Here is a 16,533-nt window from a genome sequence, read left to right on the forward strand (position 1 = left end):
CAAGTGAGAAGATCACCCGAACCGGCGCCGTTGAAGGGATAGCGTTCCGGATCAGCGACTAAATCAGCACCCTGTTAATCTTGCGCGGAATCTTGGCATCAGGATTGATGACATCTTCCCAAACGATCTGGATCGAGAATCTAAGGTCCATCGCCCGGGCCTTGAGCATTCCGCGAAAATTTGGCGATGCACCCTTGCTTGCTCCGAATTTGGCCGTCCCGTTGTCGATAACGCCATCGGACGCACGCTCCTTCCTCCAGACGCGTTCGGTTAGACTGACGGGCAGAGCAACCAGAACCACGTCTGGGCGATCATGATGAGCCTCCAGTTGCTCAAGCTGAGCCATCACCGCATCTACCGCCATCTCTATCGCCCGGATATCGCTCTGTTCTTTAATAATTTTTTCGATCTGGTTCTTCGTGAGCAACCCATCTTCGCCTGCCACCACCTCAAATCGACAGCGATAGGGGTTCTTATTTCTCAATCCTGGGAAGTCTGGATGAAGGTTTGGGTGTTTCTCCTTCTTGCCTTCGAATCCGTCCTCAATCGAGCTCAAGAACTCAGACGAGTTTTCCTTAGTGAGAGCACTTCCGACAATTCCGACCTTTATGGAATCTCCCAAATTTGTCTGAAGCGGGCCTGCCTGAAGCAGACCCAACCTGGGGGCAGGATGATGGTGTTGGTCACCAAACTCCAGTTCCGGCTCCGGAAAGATCTTTGTCCTGAACTGGCTCATATGTCGAAGCTACCTTGTTCATCCGTAGCCGATTGCCTTCTGGCCTTCTGCGCCTTAGCTCCCCAAACGTCTTCTGGGACACTTCTTGGTAATCCGATGATCGGCAGTTCAGCGAACCCAATGACATGATTGCCTTCGCGGCCAGAGCCCAGCAAACCACCTGCGTCTTCAAATTCCATGCCTGACAACAGCCGATGCCACATGATCACCTGCCCCCTGACAGTGCTGTTAGTATCAAGGCGCTTCTTCCCGGACAGCAGGGCATCAGGGTAATTAAGTCCACGTTCCCCGTCAGACGTAAAGTGATAGGATGGGTTGATGATCAGATACCATTGATCCGCCAGGCGCTCAAAACGGGGAACGAAGGAATGGTGCCGAACGTAATCAACAGGCCTCCCATCCTTCGATTTCTTGTAGACGCTGACGACCTCCGCCTGGGTCTTCTGCTTTGCACCCAGGTAATGGAACTTGCGCGCAACGCTGCCGGGGGTCGGCAAAAAGTAAAATTGCCGTTTCTTTCGATCCCACCCCAGTTGATCTCGAAAGTCATGCGCCAAAGTATGCCGCACCAGCCCCGCAAACTTATGTTGCTGATCCACTGCGTCATGTGTGGCCAGGAAGTTGGTTTCGATCTTTTCAACCTGATCCCTCTCAACGAGGTCGCGAACGGGCGTGGTCAGTGGATCGCAGAAGGTCCAGAGCGAAGTTCCATCAATCATCCAGTCATATCTCTGAATTCCCCGATTCATTTTCATTCGAGCGAGCGCCTTCTGCGGGGAAAGCTGAGTTTGCGCTACGAAGATTTCGTCCGGAAGCTTCAATGGGATCATGTTGACAATCGCGTCTTCTCCTCCACCGAGCGGTGGGACGTAGTATCCGTGCCCTTGCTTGGTGACCGTGAGAGAAGCAAGGCGATCCTTCGCTCTACTATCCAAAACGTCCAGTGCCTTGTTGAAATGCAATGTCCGTTCAGTCTCACCGACGAGATTTTCGAGCGACTGCCAATAGAAAGTGTCATCGGAGCTTCTGTAAAGCACCAAGATTACGGGTAGGTTGGAACCGCGCCAATAATCGAAGTCTGAAGCGCGAACTCTATAAGTGAACCCGGAATCGGTTTCCCCAGTATATCCGCCATTCTCTGTGGCCTTGACCTGCACAGCGATCATTTTTGCGGTAGGCTGATCATCCGCCATAACTTCCGCGATGCCGTCGATCCCTGCTTCGAGCCGTGACCGTCCATCGAATTGGAACCCCATTCGCAAGAATTGGAGATTAGCAGCCTTCTCACCAATTTCGCCAATTCTTTGGCTTGTTGTGATCCTCTTGTTCATAGGTCGATTCCCAAAGGGTTACCGGTTCGATTTGTAGCACCTTACCTTGCGTTACATAAGCCCACGACTACAATATGCTGGATAGGCCGCTACGGTGACTGACACTTGTAGCGAGCAGCTAATGGATCTCCGAAAACTTGGAAACCTTAGCGCTGGATCGCCGCAACCGGGATTTCTGCCTGTGTCGGTGGATATGGCCGCAGATCTTCATCGACGATGCACTGAAGGTCTATTGTGACAGGGAGTGCAATTCAATTTTGCGCTTGCGAACAAGTTACCGAAAGCACTTGGTTGAATGCCGGATCTGGCTACATTAGCGTTATGGGCAATGGCGGAATTCGGAGGATCGAGTGCTCAGAGCGAAAACACTGGCTGCCGACACATTATTGATCAGTCTCTGAGGCTAACAAAATGCCACTTTTTGGCTGCGATTGCCCAAGTGCTTGATACTAAATGAATACTTGGATTAACTGCATCCTCACGGCGCGAAAAAATATGCGCTCACCTACACCACATCAAAAATCCAGATTCTCCACGCTCAACGCGTTTTTCTGGATGAATTCGCGGCGTGGTTCCACGACGTCGCCCATCAGCTTCGTGAACAGGTCATCAGCCTCGGCCATGTCCTCGACCCTGACCTGCAGCAGCGTGCGGGCGTCCGGGTCCAGGGTGGTTTCCCAGAGTTGGTCGGGGTTCATCTCGCCGAGTCCCTTGTAGCGCTGGAGCGATAGGCCCTTTTCGCCTTCGGCTAGAATCGCGTTGAGCAGGTCCATCGGGCCGTGGATCAGTTGGCTGCGGTCCTTGCGGACCAGGGTGGCCGGGAGGTTATAGACCTCCTGCAGATGGTCGGTGAAGCTGCCCGAGCGTTTGGCCTCGCCCGAGCGAAGCATCCGGCCGTCGAGGCTGCGGACTTCCTCGACGCCGCGCAGGATGCGCGCCAAGCGAATGCCGTGGTCCTGCGTGATCCGCCCCTGCCAGCCACGCTCGTATTCCAGGGCGATGAGGTTGAGCCGGTCGGCGACCTTGTCGGCCACGCCCTGCAGATTCCCGTCCACGGCGCCCGGTACGAAGGCACCGGCGATGGCGGCCTGTTCCAGGATATGGCGGGGGTAATGGGTCGGGAAGGCTTCGAGCACCCGGCGCAGCTGCCGGGCAAGATCGACCACGCGTGCGAGATCCTGGCCGCTGATCTCCTCGCCATTGCCCTGACGCAGCATTGCGCCGTCGATACCCTGCTGGATCAGGTAGTCATCCATTGCCGCCTGGTCCTTGAGATAGACCTCGGACTTGCCGCGCGACACCTTGTAGAGCGGCGGCTGGGCGATGTAGAGATGTCCGTTCTCGATCAGCTCTGGCATCTGGCGATAGAAGAAGGTCAGCAGCAGCGTGCGGATATGGGCGCCGTCGACATCGGCGTCGGTCATGATGACGATCTTGTGGTAGCGCAGCTTGTCGATGTTGAATTCATCCCGCCCGATCCCGGTGCCGAGCGCCATCACCAGGTTGCCGATTTCCTGAGAGGACAGCATGCGGTCGAACCGGGCACGTTCCACGTTGAGAATCTTGCCCTTGAGCGGCAGAATCGCCTGGGTCTGGCGATCGCGGCCGGTCTGGGCGGAGCCGCCGGCGCTGTCGCCCTCGACCAGGAAGACCTCGGTCTTGGCCGGGTCCTTTTCCGAGCAATCCTTGAGCTTGCCGGCCAGAAAGTTCACGTCCATCGCGGTCTTGCGCCGGGTCAGCTCACGGGCCTTGCGCGCCGCTTCGCGGGCCTGCGCGGCCTCGATGATCTTGCCGACCACGATCTTGGCTTCGTTCGGGTTCTCCTCGAACCATTCCGCCAGCTTCTCGCCGACCAGACTTTCGACCGCCGGACGCACTTCGGAAGAGACCAGCTTGTCCTTGGTCTGGGAACTGAATTTGGGATCGGGCACCTTGACCGAGAGCACGCAGGTCAGCCCCTCGCGGGCATCGTCGCCGGTGAAGGAGACCTTCTCCTTCTTGGCGATGCCGGAGGATTGCGCGTAATTATTGATCGTGCGGGTCAGCGCGCCGCGAAAGCCCGCCATATGGGTGCCGCCGTCGCGCTGCGGGATGTTGTTGGTGAAGGGCAGCACCGCCTCATGATAGCTGTCGTTCCACCACATCGCGACCTCGACGCCGATATCGTCACGCTCGCCCGTGATGAAGATCGGTTCGGGCATCACGGAATGTTTGTGACGGTCGAGATATTTGACGAACTCCTTGACCCCGCCTTCGTAGAACAGCTCGGCGGTGAGCGGCTCCACGGGACGTTCGTCGCGCAGGATGATGCGCACCCCGGAGTTCAGGAAGGCAAGCTCCCGCAGACGTTTTTCGAGGGTCTCGAAGGAATATTCCAGATTGCTGAAGGTATCCGTCGAGGCGAGGAAGCGCACCTCGGTGCCGGTGCGGTCGGTCTCGCCGACGACTTTCAGGTGTTCGACCGTATAGCCGCCCTCGAAACGCGCCACATGTTCCTTTCCCTCGCGCCAGATCCGCAACTCCAGCCAATCGGAAAGGGCATTGACCACCGAGACACCGACGCCGTGCAGACCGCCCGAAACCTTGTAGGAATTGCTGTCGAACTTGCCGCCGGCATGGAGCTGGGTCATGATCACTTCGGCAGCGGAAACGCCTTCTTCCTCATGGATGCCGACCGGAATGCCGCGGCCGTTGTCGCTGACCGAAACCGAATTGTCATCGTGCAGCGTGACGGTCACCGCATCGGCATGACCGGCCAGCGCCTCGTCGATGCCGTTGTCCACGACCTCATAGACCATATGATGCAGGCCGGAGCCGTCATCGGTATCGCCGATATACATGCCCGGCCGCTTGCGTACAGCGTCCAACCCCTTCAAAACCTTGATGGAATTTGCGCCATAATCCTGGCTGGTCTGCGCGTTCTCGGACATTCGGTAAAACCCTTTTCATTTGCCCGTTTTATAGGGTTTCTGCGGGGGGTTGTCACGGCGCTGCGGCAAGTTTCTGCGCCTACATGAAGGGGATGAGCAGGCCGACGCAGATCAGCAGGACACCGGAGGTCATGTTGATCCTTTTGAGGATATGCGGCGCGGTCACCAGGGTACGGAGCCGCCCCACGAGGCCCGCCAGCAGGAGGTTGCCGACCAGCGGTATCAGCACCGAGGCGGCAGCGATGGCGGCGACATCGGGCCAGGAGATCTGTCGCAGATCGAAGAAGCCAGGCAGCACGCCGAGATAGAAGAGGACCGCCTTGGGATTGCCGATGATTGCCAGCAGCCCGGCCAGGAAGCCCGACCACATGCCGGGGCGGGTCAGGCTGCTGTCGGCGCTGATCTTCGCCCCGGCATGGCGGATCAGCAGCGCCCCCATGACGAGGAATACCCCGGCGGCGAGCCAGCGCAGCAACAACATGAAGATGTCGAACACGGACAGGATCCAGGAAATACCCAGCACGGCCACCAGCGGCCAGAGCAGATCGCCGACCGACACCCCGAGCGCCAGCGGCCAGGCGGCGTGAAACCCTCCCGAAAGCGCCCGTGCCATCATCGCCAGCCAGACCGGCCCCGGGGTCAGGAACAGGATCAGCAACGCGCCGCAATAGAGCAGCAGGTCGGGCAGGGTGATGGTCATGTCAGGGGTCCGACTCTGGAGCCGCCGTCTTCTTCGGTGACTTCGAGAAGCTGGGCGCGCGAGGCGATATGGTCGAACAGTTCCGGCCCGGTACCGGTCATCCAGGCCTGCGCGCCCAATGCGACGATCTCGTCATAAAGCGCGGCGCGGCGGGTGGCGTCGAGATGCGCGGCAACCTCGTCGAGCAGCAGGATCGGCGGTGCACCGATGTCACCGGCAAGAGCGCGGGCATTGGCGAGGATCAGCGACACCAGCAGCGCCTTCTGCTCGCCGGTGGAGCAATCGCGTGCCGCAACGCCCTTGTCGCTGTAGATGCCCTGCAGATCGGCCCGATGCGGCCCGATCAGGGTCCGCCCGGCGGCGAGATCCTGACGGCGGCTATCGGCCAGCGCGGCACGCAGCGCCTGGGTCTCGGTCGGCATGTCGCAGATCAGCGTCAGATCGGCCCGCGGGAAAGCGGTCTGCGCCTCGGCCTGCGCGGCCGCGATCGCCTCCAATGCCTGCAGACGGTTCGCATGGATCGCCGCTCCGGTCTCGGCCAGACGCGTTTCGAGCGCGCCATACCAGGACGGTTCGCGCACCATGTCCTTCAACAGCCGATTGCGCTCGCGCATCGCCTTGTCATAGCTCAGGGAGAGCTCCGCATGATCGGGCAGAAAGCTCAGGGTCATCCGGTCAAGAAACCGGCGCCGCCCCTCGGCCCCCTCGATCCACAGACGGTCCATCGCCGGGATTAGCCAGAGCACCCGGGCGATCTGCCCCAATGCCGTCTGTGCCGCGGCCTTGCCGTCGATGCGCAATTGCCGCGCGGCGCCGCCTTCGGACCAGATCTCGATCTCATGCAGGCTGCCGTGCGCGTGCAGCAGTCCCGTCAGCTTCCATCCCAGGGCTTCGGAACGGCGGGTCATGTCCTCGGCACTGGCACGGCGCAGGCCGCGACCGGGCGAAAACAGCGATACCGCTTCGAGGATATTGGTCTTGCCCGCGCCGTTCGGACCATGGATCGCGATCGGGCGCGCATCGCAATCGATCACCGCGCGTTGATGCGAACGGAAATGCGACAGGGTCAGCCGCGACAGATGGAGGCCGTTCATCTCAGGCGCCGACGTCTTTCAGCGGCGTCAGGCGCTTCGGAATGAGCGCGCTCGCTCACACCCGCATCGGCATGACGACATAGACCGCTGACATGTCGTTGCCTTCACGCATCAGCGTCGGATCGCCCGAAGAGTTGAACAGGAACACGGCATTCTCGCGGTCCACCTGGCTGGCGATCTCCAGCAGGTATTTCGCGTTGAACCCGATCTCCAGCCGCTCGTCGCCATAAGCCACGGCCAGCTCTTCCTCGGCAGCACCACTGTCGGGCGCATTGACGGACAGGATCAGCCGGTCTTCGTCGAGCTGCAGCTTCACCGCGCGGGAGCGTTCCGAGCTCACCGTAGCCACACGATCGACGGCCTGGGCGAAATCCTTGGCATCGACCTCCATCTTGCGCGTGTTTCCCTGCGGAATGACGCGGGTGTAGTCGGGAAAGGTGCCGTCGATGACCTTCGAGGTCAGGGTGATCTGCGGCGTGGCAAAGCGCACCTTGGTCTCGGAGACGGAGACCGCGATTTCCATATCGTCGTCTTCCAGCAACTTGCGCAGCTCGCCCACGGTCTTGCGCGGCACGATCACGCCCGGCATGTCACCCGCGCCCTCCGGCAGCGGCGCGTCGATCCGGGCGAGACGATGGCCATCGGTGGCCACACAGCGCAGGACACGCCCCTCGTCGCCATCTGCAATATGCATGTAGACGCCATTGAGGTAATAGCGGGTCTCTTCTGTGGAAATGGCGAATTTCGACTTGTCGAACAGGCGCCGCAGCACCGGCGCGGGAGCGGAGAAGTTCGACGCGTATTCCGACGAGGCCATGACCGGAAAATCTTCGCGGGGCAGGGTGGCGAGCGAGAAGTTCGAACGGCCCGCCTCGACCGTCACCCGCCCGGCGGCGCTGTCGGCGGTGATGTTGATCAGCGCGCCGTCCGGCAGCTTGCGCACGATCTCGTTGAGCAGCGTCGCGGAGACGGTGGTGGCGCCTGGGCGCTCGACCTGCGCCGGGGCCTTGTCGACCACTTCGATATCCAGATCCGTTGCCCGGAATGAGACATCGCTGCCTTCGGCTTCGATCAGGACGTTGGCGAGGATCGGAATGGTATTGCGCCGTTCCACCACGGATTGCGCCTGCGAGACGGCCTTGAGCAATGCGGCGCGTTCGATGCTGAATTTCATTGGCCTTCTCCTCAATGCCGGGAGAGGCAAACTACCCAATTCCCATGCTTCCACAAGACTTTTGTTGATTCGCCGACAGGATTGCAAGGGGCAGCCGCATGACAGCCCTCTTGCACCACGACAGCTGTTGCGCGGGCGCTCAGGACTCGAGCGCGCGGCGCAGCAGCTCGAGATCCTCGGCGATCTGCCCGTCGGTCTGTTTCAATTCTTCGATCCGGCGCACCCCGTGCATGACGGTGGTATGGTCGCGGCCTCCGAAACGGCGGCCGATCTCCGGCAGGGAGCGGCTGGTCATCTGCTTGCACAGATACATTGCGACCTGACGCGGCCGGGCATAGCTGCGCAGGCGTTTGGGGCCGATCATGTCGCTCAGCCGGATGTTGTAATGCTCGCTCACCTTGCGCTGGATCTCCTCGACCGAGACCTTGCGCTCGGAGGCGCGCAGCACGTCGGCAAGGCAATCTTGGGTCAGCTCCATGTTGATCTCGCGCCCGACCAGCGAGGCGAAGGCGAAGAGCCGGGTCAGCGCCCCTTCGAGAACCCGCACGTTGGAAGTGATGCGATGGGCGAGGAATTCGAGGATGCCGTCCTCGATCACCAGGCTTGGATAGCTCTGGCGCTGCACCTCGACCTTGCTCTGCAGGATGCCAAGGCGCAATTCGTAATCGGTCGGGTGCAGGTCCACCACCAGCCCACATTGCAAGCGCGACTTGACCCGATCCTCGAGATCCTTGATCTCGCCCGGCGCGCGGTCGGCGGAAATGATGATCTGTTTATGCTGGTCAACAAGCGCGTTGAACGTATGGAAGAATTCTTCCTGGGTGGAATCCTTGCCGGCGATGAATTGCACGTCATCGACCATCAGCACATCGACAGAGCGAAAGATTTCCTTGAAATCCATCATCTTGCGGTCACGCAGCGCCTGCACGAAACGATACATGAACTGCTCGGCCGAGAGGTAGAGCACGTTCATCTCAGGTTTGCGGATCGCCAGCTCCTGCGCGATCGCATGCATCAGGTGGGTCTTGCCGAGGCCGACACCGCCGTAGAGAAACAGCGGATTGAAGGTCACGGCGCCGCCTTCGGCGACCCGACGGGCGGCGGCATGGGCCAGCTCGTTGGGCTTGCCGACGACGAAATTGTCAAAGGTGAAACGGCTGTCGAGCGGCGCGGTGTTGAGAGTGGCGGAGCCGGGCGCGACGGCAGGGGTCGGCTTGGCCAGCGCGGCGCTGGTCTGTTCCGCCGCCGGTGCGGGCGCTTCGGCGGTCTCGGCCATCTGCGGCGTGATCGCGAAGTTGAGCCGGTTGACCGTCGGCTCGGCCATGCGGACCTCGTGCAGGATAAGTTCGGAGAAGTTCTGGCTGACGTAATTGCCGAAGAAGTTGGTCGGCACGTTCAGGGTCAGGATTCCATCACGGATCTCGCCGGGCGTCAGCGGCTTGATCCAGGTGGTGAAATTGTTCTGCCCGACCGTTTTCAGCAGCCGCTGTCCGATTTCGCCCCATTGATCCCAAGTCATCGCGCCTCAATCCTCTTGTCTCACACGCGGAAGGAATGCCCGACCGCCCAAACCTACCAATCGAAAGACAACAAGCCATACCCCCGGTCCCATCGGGTGCCGACCATGTTGTCCTCCGGACCTTTACAGATTGGTTTCGCCCGGCGGCCGCTGCTGATTTCTTCAGCGCTGGCCTTGCCGGACATAACCGCCCGCTCTCGTATCGTGACAGGGCAAATGTGCTGGCAGCAGCATTCGCAGACCGTTCGGCAGCCTTCGTCAGAAGATCACCATACGTCTCCGAAATCGTCGGCGCGCCCTTGCGGATCTGCCTTGTTTTCGGAGCCTGTCCCCCCATGCGATGTGACTCGCATCCCTGTCGTAGCAATTGAAACCGGTTGGCTTCAACACATCTTCAAACTTGACTCCGCCTTTGTCTGAAAAGAATCTGCGGCACCCAAATTCGTGCAACACTCCATAAAAAAAGGCGCCGCGGAGCGACGCCTTGATTTGTAAGATGTTTCGGTGATTCCCTCGCTGGGATCAGGCCAGAGCTTTGACCCGGGCCGAGAGGCGCGACATTTTCCGTGCGGCGGTGTTCTTGTGGAACACGCCTTTGGTGACGCCACGCATCAGTTCGGGCTGAGCGGTCTGCAGCGCCTTGGTGGCCGCGTCCTTGTCGCCGGAGGCGATCGCTTCTTCGACCTTGCGCAGGTAGGTGCGGATCCGCGAACGGCGGGCCTTGTTGATCGCAAAGCGCTTTTCGTTCTGGCGGGCGCGCTTCTTGGATTGCGGGGTATTTGCCATGAGTATCAACCTTCGGGTTCAGATGTTGCGTTTCGGATTGCGTGACGCCGAACCCATGCCGGAACGTGACCGGAAAGGTGATTCTAGCCAGAGCGGGCTGCACGCGCATGTATGGCGCCGCCTATACGTCAGTCGGCGGCGCATTGCAAACCGGTATCACCGGCGCGTCATTCTATTTGTCGCGGAACTGCGCCTCGCGCTTTTCGAGGAAGGCCGACATGCCCTCTTTCTGATCCTCGGTGGCAAAGAGCGAATGGAAGACCCGGCGCTCGAACAACAGCCCCTCGCGCAGCGGCACCTCATAGGCACGGTTCACCGCCTCCTTGACGACCATGACCGAAATCATCGATTTCTCGGCGATCTTGGCCGCGGCGCCGGTCGCCTCTTCCATCAGCTTCTTGACCGGCACGACCCGGCTCACCAGTCCCGAACGCTCGGCCTCGGCTGCATCCATGAAGCGACCGGTGAGGTTCATGTCCATCGCCTTCGACTTGCCCACCAGCCGCGTCAGGCGCTGGGTGCCGCCGATTCCGGCTACAACGCCGAGGTTGATCTCCGGCTGGCCGAACTTGGCGCTCTCCGAGCAGATGATGAAATCGCACATCATCGCCAATTCGCAGCCACCGCCAAGCGCATAGCCGGAAACCGCCGCGATGATCGGTTTGCGGATCTGCAGGATCTGCTCGGTTTCCGGGGTGAAGAGATCGCCGGCGAACGCCTCGACGAAGGTCTTGTCGCGCATCATCGAGATATCGGCACCGGCAGCGAAGGCCTTCTCCGAGCCGGTGATGATGATGCAGCGCACCTTCTCGTTTTCCTGACAGGCTTTCAGCGCCTTGGCCAGTTCGCTCAGGAGTTGATCGTTCAGCGCGTTCATCGCGTCCGGCCGGTTCAGCGTGATCAGCGCGATATGGTTGTCCACGTCCAGAATGATCGTTTCATAAGCCATCAAGAATGCTCTCGTTTGTTACGCTCAGAGACAGGGCATAACACGCAGCCCCCACGTTTCAAGTTATCTTTGACATAGCGCACAGTAGAAAGAGGACCGTCCCGATTGCACGATACGCCGGATCACCCCGGTGCAATCCGCGCGGCGACAGGGCGCGCCCTCGCGACCATAGACATCGAAACTGTGCTGGAAATAGCCGAGCTCGCCATCGGCCTGCCGGAAGTCGCGCAGCGACGAGCCGCCTGCCGCGATCGCCTCCTGCAGCACCGCGCGGATGATCGGGACCAATGTTGCCAGCCGTGCCGCCGATATCCGCCCGGCCGGCCGGCTCGGGCTGATCCCGGCCCGGTGAAGTGCCTCGCATACATAGATATTCCCAAGCCCGGCCACGATGCGCTGATCCAGAAGCGCCGCCTTGATCGGCATGCCGCGCCCCTTCAGCGCGCCGATCAGATGGGCCTCGTTGAACCGGTTGCCGAGCGGCTCGGGGCCGAGCGCCGCCAGCAATCTATGCGCCTCGGCGCTTTGCGTGGCCAGCAGATCCATCGCCCCGAAACGCCGCGGATCATTGAAAGTGATCCGCGCGCCGTTGTCCATGTCGAGAACTACGTGATCGTGCTTCTGAGCTGCGGGATGCTCATGGACAAATTGTCCCAGCGGATCACCCGAGACCAGCATGCGCCCCGACATGCCAAGATGGATGAGCAGCGATTCCCCGGAGGAGAGATCTGCCAACAGGTATTTCGACCGCCGCCGCAATGCCGTGACCCGCTGACCGGCCAACCGCTCCGCCATGCCCTCGGGGAAGGACCAGCGCAGGTCGGGCCGGTTCACCGCGGCGCGGGCAATCACCTGACCCTCCATCACCGGCGCCAGCCCGCGGCGCACGGTCTCGACCTCTGGCAATTCGGGCATTCTGTCCTTCCTTCCTGCGGCAATGGCACGGATTGTCCCTGCCGCCCTGAACACTATAACAAGGCATGAGCAGCAAGGACTACAAGACGCGATGAGCGAGCACACGGGCAAGACCACACATTTCGGCGCCAAGATGGTTCTGGAGAGCGAGAAGGCGGGCAGGGTCAAGGATCTGTTCGGCGATGTCGCGCATAAATACGACGTGATGAACGATGCGATGAGCCTCGGCATCCACCGGGTCTGGAAGGACGCGATGATGGACTGGCTGGCGCCACGTGCCGGGCAGAGACTGCTCGACGTGGCCGGCGGCACCGGCGACATCTCCTTCCGCTTCCTCAAGCGCGCCGGCTCCGGTCATGCAACGGTGCTCGACCTGACTGAACCGATGCTGGTCGAGGGGCGCAAGCGCGCCGAGGCGCAGGCGCTCGGAGACAGTCTCGACTGGGTGGTCGGCGATGCGATGGCGCTGCCGTTTCCCGACAATAGCTTCGACGTCTACACGATCAGCTTCGGCATCCGCAACGTGACCGGTCCGCAGGAGGCGCTGAACGAAGCGTTCCGGGTGCTGCGTCCCGGTGGTCGGCTGATGGTGCTCGAATTCAGCCAGTTGCCGAATCCGATGATGCAGAAGGCCTATGACCTCTATTCCTTCAACGTGATCCCGCGCCTTGGCCAGATGATCGCCAACGATCGCGATTCCTATCAATATCTCGTCGAGTCGATCCGCAACTTCCCCGATCAGGACACCTTCCTCGGCATGGTGCGTGCCGCCGGTTTCGCCCAGGCGAAATACCGCAACCTGAGCCTTGGCATCGCGGCGATACATTCCGGCTGGAAGATCTGATGCGCGGCCCCCACAACATCTGGCGGCTGATCCGCACCGGCGCGACGCTGGAGCGCACCGGGGCGATGAATGTCGTGCTCGATGCCTTCGATGCCACGCCGGGCCTGCGTTTCATGGCCCGTGCCCTCGGCCTGCCGTTCAAGTTTCTCGGCTACAGGGGCGACCCGTCGATGCCGCCCGCCACCCGTGCCCTCACGGCGCTCGGCCCGGCCTATATCAAGTTTGGCCAGGTGCTCTCGACCCGGCCCGACGTGGTCGGCGACGATCTCGCGGTGCAATTGCGCGTGCTGCAAGACAAGTTGCCACCCTTCCCGGTCGATGTCGCCAAGGCCGAGGTCGAACAGGAGCTCGGCCTGCCGATCGAGGCGATGTTCTCCCAGTTTAGCGCCCCGGTCGCCGCCGCCTCCATCGCCCAGGTCCATCACGCGCGCCTTGCCGAAACCGGCGAAGAAGTCGCCGTGAAAGTGCTGCGCCCGCAGATCGAACGCGCCTTTCGCAAGGATATTGACGCCTTCTACCTCGCCGCGCGGATGATCGAGTTGGTTTCGCCGGGATCGCGCCGCCTGCGCCCGATGGAGGTGATCCGCCATTTCGACGGCGTGGTGCGCGGCGAGCTCGACCTGCGCCTGGAAAGCGCCGCGGCGTCGGAATTCTCGGCCAATACCAAGGAGGACGCGGGTTTCCAGCTTCCGGCGATCAAATGGGAATATTCCGCCCGCCGTGTTATGACCCTGCAATGGGCCGACGGCGTGTCGATGGGCGACAATGCCGCGATTGACGCGGCCGGCCATGACCGGGTGGCCCTCTCCGAACGCGTGCTCCAGCTGTTCCTGCAGCACGCCCTGCGCGACGGTTATTTCCACGCCGACATGCACCAGGGCAATCTCAAGGTCGCCCCGAACGGCGATATCATCGCCTATGATTTCGGCATCATGGGCCATATCGACGAATATACCCGCCGGGTCTATGCGGAGATCCTCTACGGGTTCATCCGCCGCGATTATCACCGTGTCGCGCGGGTCCATTTCGAGGCCGGCTACGTACCCGCCGACAAGGATGTCGATGAATTCGCCCGGGCCCTGCGCGCCGTCGGCGAGCCGATCTTCGGCATGGATGCCACGCGGATCTCGATGGCGCGGCTGCTCACCTATCTCTTCGAGGTCACGGAGCGCTTCGGCATGGAGACCCGCACCGAACTCATCCTGCTGCAACGCACCATGGTGGTGGTCGAGGGCGTGGCGCGCTCTCTCAACCCGCATATCAACATCTGGCAGGTCGCCAGCCCCATCGTCAGCGATTATATCGCCAAATCCCTCGGCCCCCGGGCCGCGCTCGCCGACATGGCCAGCACCGCCAGGGTGCTCGCCCGTTTCGGACCGCGCCTGCCGGGCCTCGTCGAGGCTGCGCTCCTGCGCCAGAGCAACGAGACCCCGTCGAAACGCCGCCCGCGCAAACGCTGGCTGATCCTCTCCGCCGGGGTCGGCTCGGCCTTCACCATGGCGCTGGTCGCGTTGATCGAAACCTTGGTCTGACCGCCTCTTTATGCGGCAAATACTCTGCAGGGGTCCGGGGGTGCAAAACCCCCGGTCCGTCCTCGGCCTCAGGCAACCCGCTCGATCGCCAGCGCGATTCCCTGACCGCCGCCGATACACATGGTGATCAGCGCCCGACGCCCCTCGATCCGCTCCAGCTCGTAAAGCGCCTTCACCGCAATGATCGCCCCGGTGGCCCCCACCGGATGTCCCAGCGCAATCGCCCCGCCATTGGGGTTGACGCGCGCGGGATCGAAGCCGAGCACCTTGCTGACCGCCAGGGCCTGGCTGGCAAAGGCCTCGTTGCTTTCGATCACGTCGAAATCCGCCGCGTCCAGACCGGTCCGTGCCAGCAGGTTCTGCACCGCGGGCACTGGCCCGATCCCCATCACCTCCGGCCGCACCCCGGCATGGGCATAGCCAATGATCCGCGCCCGCGGGCGCAGACCGGCCTTCTGCGCCGCAGCCGCCGTGCCGAGCACCAGCGCCGCCGCACCGTCATTGATGCCGCTGGCATTGCCCGCCGTAACGCTGCCGTCCTTCTGGAAGGCCGGGCGCAGCCCGGCGAGTGCTTCGGCAGTGGTTGCCTTGGGATGCTCATCGCGCTGGAACGCCACCTTGTCACGCTTGACCCGCACCTCGACCGGGGTGATCTGCTCCGCAAAATATCCCGCCTCAATCGCCCGGGCGGCGCGGCTCTGGCTTTCCAGCGCAAATTCATCCATCTCGGCGCGGCTGATGTCATGTTCTCCGGCGACATTCTCCGCCGTCACCCCCATATGGCCGGTCCCGAAAGGACAGTTCAGCGCGCCGAGCATCATGTCGAGGCTGCGCACATCGCCCATCTTCTGCCCCCAGCGTGCGTCCGGCAGGATATAGGGCGCGCGCGACATGCTCTCCGCCCCGCCCGCCAAGGCGAAATCGGCATCCCCCAGCATCAGTGCCTGAACGGCCGACACGATCGCCTGCACGCCCGACCCGCAGAGCCGGTTGACGTTCATCGCGGGCACGCTATCGGGCACCCCGGCCTGCATTGCCGCAACCCGGCTGAGATACATGTCGCGCGGCTCGGTGTTGATCACATGGCCGAAGACCACGTGACCGATTTGCTCGGGCGCCACACCTGCACGCTCAAGCGCCGCTTTCGCGGCCACGGTCCCGAGGTCGATCGGGGATGTCCCGGCCAATGCCCCGCCGAATGTGCCGATCGCGGTACGCGCGCCGCCGAGGATGTAGATATCGTCTGCCATGGTGAAATCCTTTTCCGGGTCTGGCGCATCCTGACGCAGGTTGAAACGTCTGTCAGCCCCGACGTCCCGTCAGAGCTCCGGCAAACGGACTTGACAGCAAGGGGCGGACCGCCGCACTTGTCCGTCATGACGGAAAATCCTGACGCTATTCTGACCCAGCTGCCCGCCCGCCTGAAGACGGCGCGACAGGCGCAGGGCCTGAGCCTCGAGGCCGTGGCGAAGCTTTCTGGCGTATCGCGGTCCATGGTGAGCCAGATCGAGCGCGGCGAAAGCTCCCCGACGATCGCGACCCTGTGGAACCTGACCCGCGCGCTGCAGGTCGATTTCGCCGGTCTGCTCGACAACGCGCCGGAACGCGACGAGATCGAGATCCTCCGCGCCGCCGCCGTGCCGACGATCAATAACCTCGGCAGCGGCTGCCGGATCCGTATTCTCTCCCCGCCGGAGGAGGCGGGTCGCCACGAAGTCTATGAACTGCTCATCGCTCCGGGCGGTGCGCTCGAAAGCCCGCCGCATACCCGCGGCGCGCGCGAGCATCTCAGCATTTCCGAAGGCGTGGCAGAGATCTGCAGCGGCGCGGCCTGCGAGCATTTGCACCCGGGCGATACGGCGCGCTATGCTGCCGATGTCGCCCATGCGATCCGGGCGGTGGAAGGGCCGGTGCGAGCCTTTCTTGTCGTGCAGGATGCCTGACGCTTTGGCAAGCAGCCCTTCCGGCATGATGGATTAATTCCTGCATAACGGAAATCCGCTATTTCGGATGGGTTTCCGTT

The 16,533-nt window shown here is 61.8% G+C and carries 14 protein-coding genes; 3 read left to right on the forward strand and 11 right to left on the reverse strand.

The annotated features are described in order from the left end of the window. Positions 1-58: 58 nt before the first annotated feature. The 10 genes from ACFSUD_RS16575 to mutM all read right to left on the reverse strand — a co-directional run bounded on the left by ACFSUD_RS16575 (position 59) and on the right by mutM (position 12,134). Positions 59-736 carry a hypothetical protein gene (locus ACFSUD_RS16575; protein WP_386375621.1) on the reverse strand — a complete coding sequence of 226 codons (678 nt, stop codon included), beginning with the start codon at positions 734-736 and terminating at the stop codon, positions 59-61. Beyond that, on the reverse strand, positions 733-2,067 hold the full coding sequence (locus tag ACFSUD_RS16580) for a DUF4365 domain-containing protein (protein WP_386375622.1): 1,335 nt from the start codon (positions 2,065-2,067) through the stop codon (positions 733-735). The genes ACFSUD_RS16575 and ACFSUD_RS16580 overlap by 4 nt, the downstream gene beginning before the upstream one ends. Positions 2,068-2,582: 515 nt before the next feature. Beyond that, entirely contained in the window at positions 2,583-4,997 is a 2,415-nt protein-coding gene (gene gyrB, locus ACFSUD_RS16585; RefSeq protein WP_386375623.1) for a DNA topoisomerase (ATP-hydrolyzing) subunit B, read from the reverse strand. Between the two features lie 79 nt (positions 4,998-5,076). Continuing rightward, the gene (locus tag ACFSUD_RS16590) at positions 5,077-5,697 is read right to left on the reverse strand and encodes a LysE family translocator (RefSeq protein WP_386375624.1); all 621 of its coding nucleotides are present in this window, start codon (positions 5,695-5,697) and stop codon (positions 5,077-5,079) included. Further along, positions 5,694-6,791, reverse strand: coding sequence for a DNA replication/repair protein RecF (gene recF / locus ACFSUD_RS16595; RefSeq protein ID WP_386375625.1), 1,098 nt, complete (start codon positions 6,789-6,791; stop codon positions 5,694-5,696). Before recF ends, ACFSUD_RS16590 begins: the two co-directional genes overlap by 4 nt. A 55-nt stretch (positions 6,792-6,846) precedes the next feature. Further along, positions 6,847-7,965: a DNA polymerase III subunit beta gene (gene dnaN, locus ACFSUD_RS16600; RefSeq protein ID WP_386375626.1), complete on the reverse strand. Its 1,119-nt coding sequence runs from the start codon at positions 7,963-7,965 to the stop codon at positions 6,847-6,849. Positions 7,966-8,104: 139 nt separating this feature from the next. Beyond that, positions 8,105-9,484 (reverse strand): chromosomal replication initiator protein DnaA, encoded by a 1,380-nt coding sequence (gene dnaA, locus ACFSUD_RS16605; protein ID WP_386375627.1) that lies wholly within the window; start codon positions 9,482-9,484, stop codon positions 8,105-8,107. Positions 9,485-10,006: 522 nt separating this feature from the next. Continuing rightward, complete coding sequence (gene rpsT / locus ACFSUD_RS16610) at positions 10,007-10,270, reverse strand: 30S ribosomal protein S20 (protein WP_386375628.1); 264 nt, start codon at positions 10,268-10,270, stop codon at positions 10,007-10,009. A 172-nt stretch (positions 10,271-10,442) separates the two neighbouring features. Next, positions 10,443-11,219 (reverse strand): enoyl-CoA hydratase, encoded by a 777-nt coding sequence (locus ACFSUD_RS16615; RefSeq protein ID WP_386375629.1) that lies wholly within the window; start codon positions 11,217-11,219, stop codon positions 10,443-10,445. A 63-nt stretch (positions 11,220-11,282) separates the two neighbouring features. Continuing rightward, entirely contained in the window at positions 11,283-12,134 is an 852-nt protein-coding gene (gene mutM, locus ACFSUD_RS16620; protein ID WP_386375630.1) for a bifunctional DNA-formamidopyrimidine glycosylase/DNA-(apurinic or apyrimidinic site) lyase, read from the reverse strand. A 91-nt stretch (positions 12,135-12,225) separates the two neighbouring features. On the opposite strand from mutM, the gene ubiE reads away from it, so the two are divergent. Next, positions 12,226-12,978: a bifunctional demethylmenaquinone methyltransferase/2-methoxy-6-polyprenyl-1,4-benzoquinol methylase UbiE gene (ubiE, locus tag ACFSUD_RS16625; RefSeq protein WP_386375631.1), complete on the forward strand. Its 753-nt coding sequence runs from the start codon at positions 12,226-12,228 to the stop codon at positions 12,976-12,978. Continuing rightward, on the forward strand, positions 12,978-14,510 hold the full coding sequence (gene ubiB, locus ACFSUD_RS16630; protein WP_386375632.1) for a 2-polyprenylphenol 6-hydroxylase: 1,533 nt from the start codon (positions 12,978-12,980) through the stop codon (positions 14,508-14,510). The genes ubiE and ubiB overlap by 1 nt, the downstream gene beginning before the upstream one ends. Before the next feature lie 68 nt (positions 14,511-14,578). On the opposite strand, the gene ACFSUD_RS16635 is transcribed toward ubiB, so the two are convergent. Continuing rightward, positions 14,579-15,760, reverse strand: coding sequence for an acetyl-CoA C-acyltransferase family protein (locus ACFSUD_RS16635; RefSeq protein ID WP_386375633.1), 1,182 nt, complete (start codon positions 15,758-15,760; stop codon positions 14,579-14,581). Between the two features lie 126 nt (positions 15,761-15,886). Here ACFSUD_RS16635 and ACFSUD_RS16640 point away from each other — a divergent pair, with 126 nt between their 5' ends. Continuing rightward, a complete protein-coding gene (locus ACFSUD_RS16640) occupies positions 15,887-16,453 on the forward strand; it encodes a helix-turn-helix domain-containing protein (protein ID WP_386375666.1) in 567 nt (188 codons plus the stop codon). The last annotated feature ends 80 nt before the right edge of the window (positions 16,454-16,533 follow it).

Origin of the sequence: Sulfitobacter aestuarii, assembly GCF_042685005.1 — a bacterium.
In the GTDB taxonomy this organism is placed as follows: Bacteria; Pseudomonadota; Alphaproteobacteria; order Rhodobacterales; family Rhodobacteraceae; genus Sulfitobacter; species Sulfitobacter aestuarii.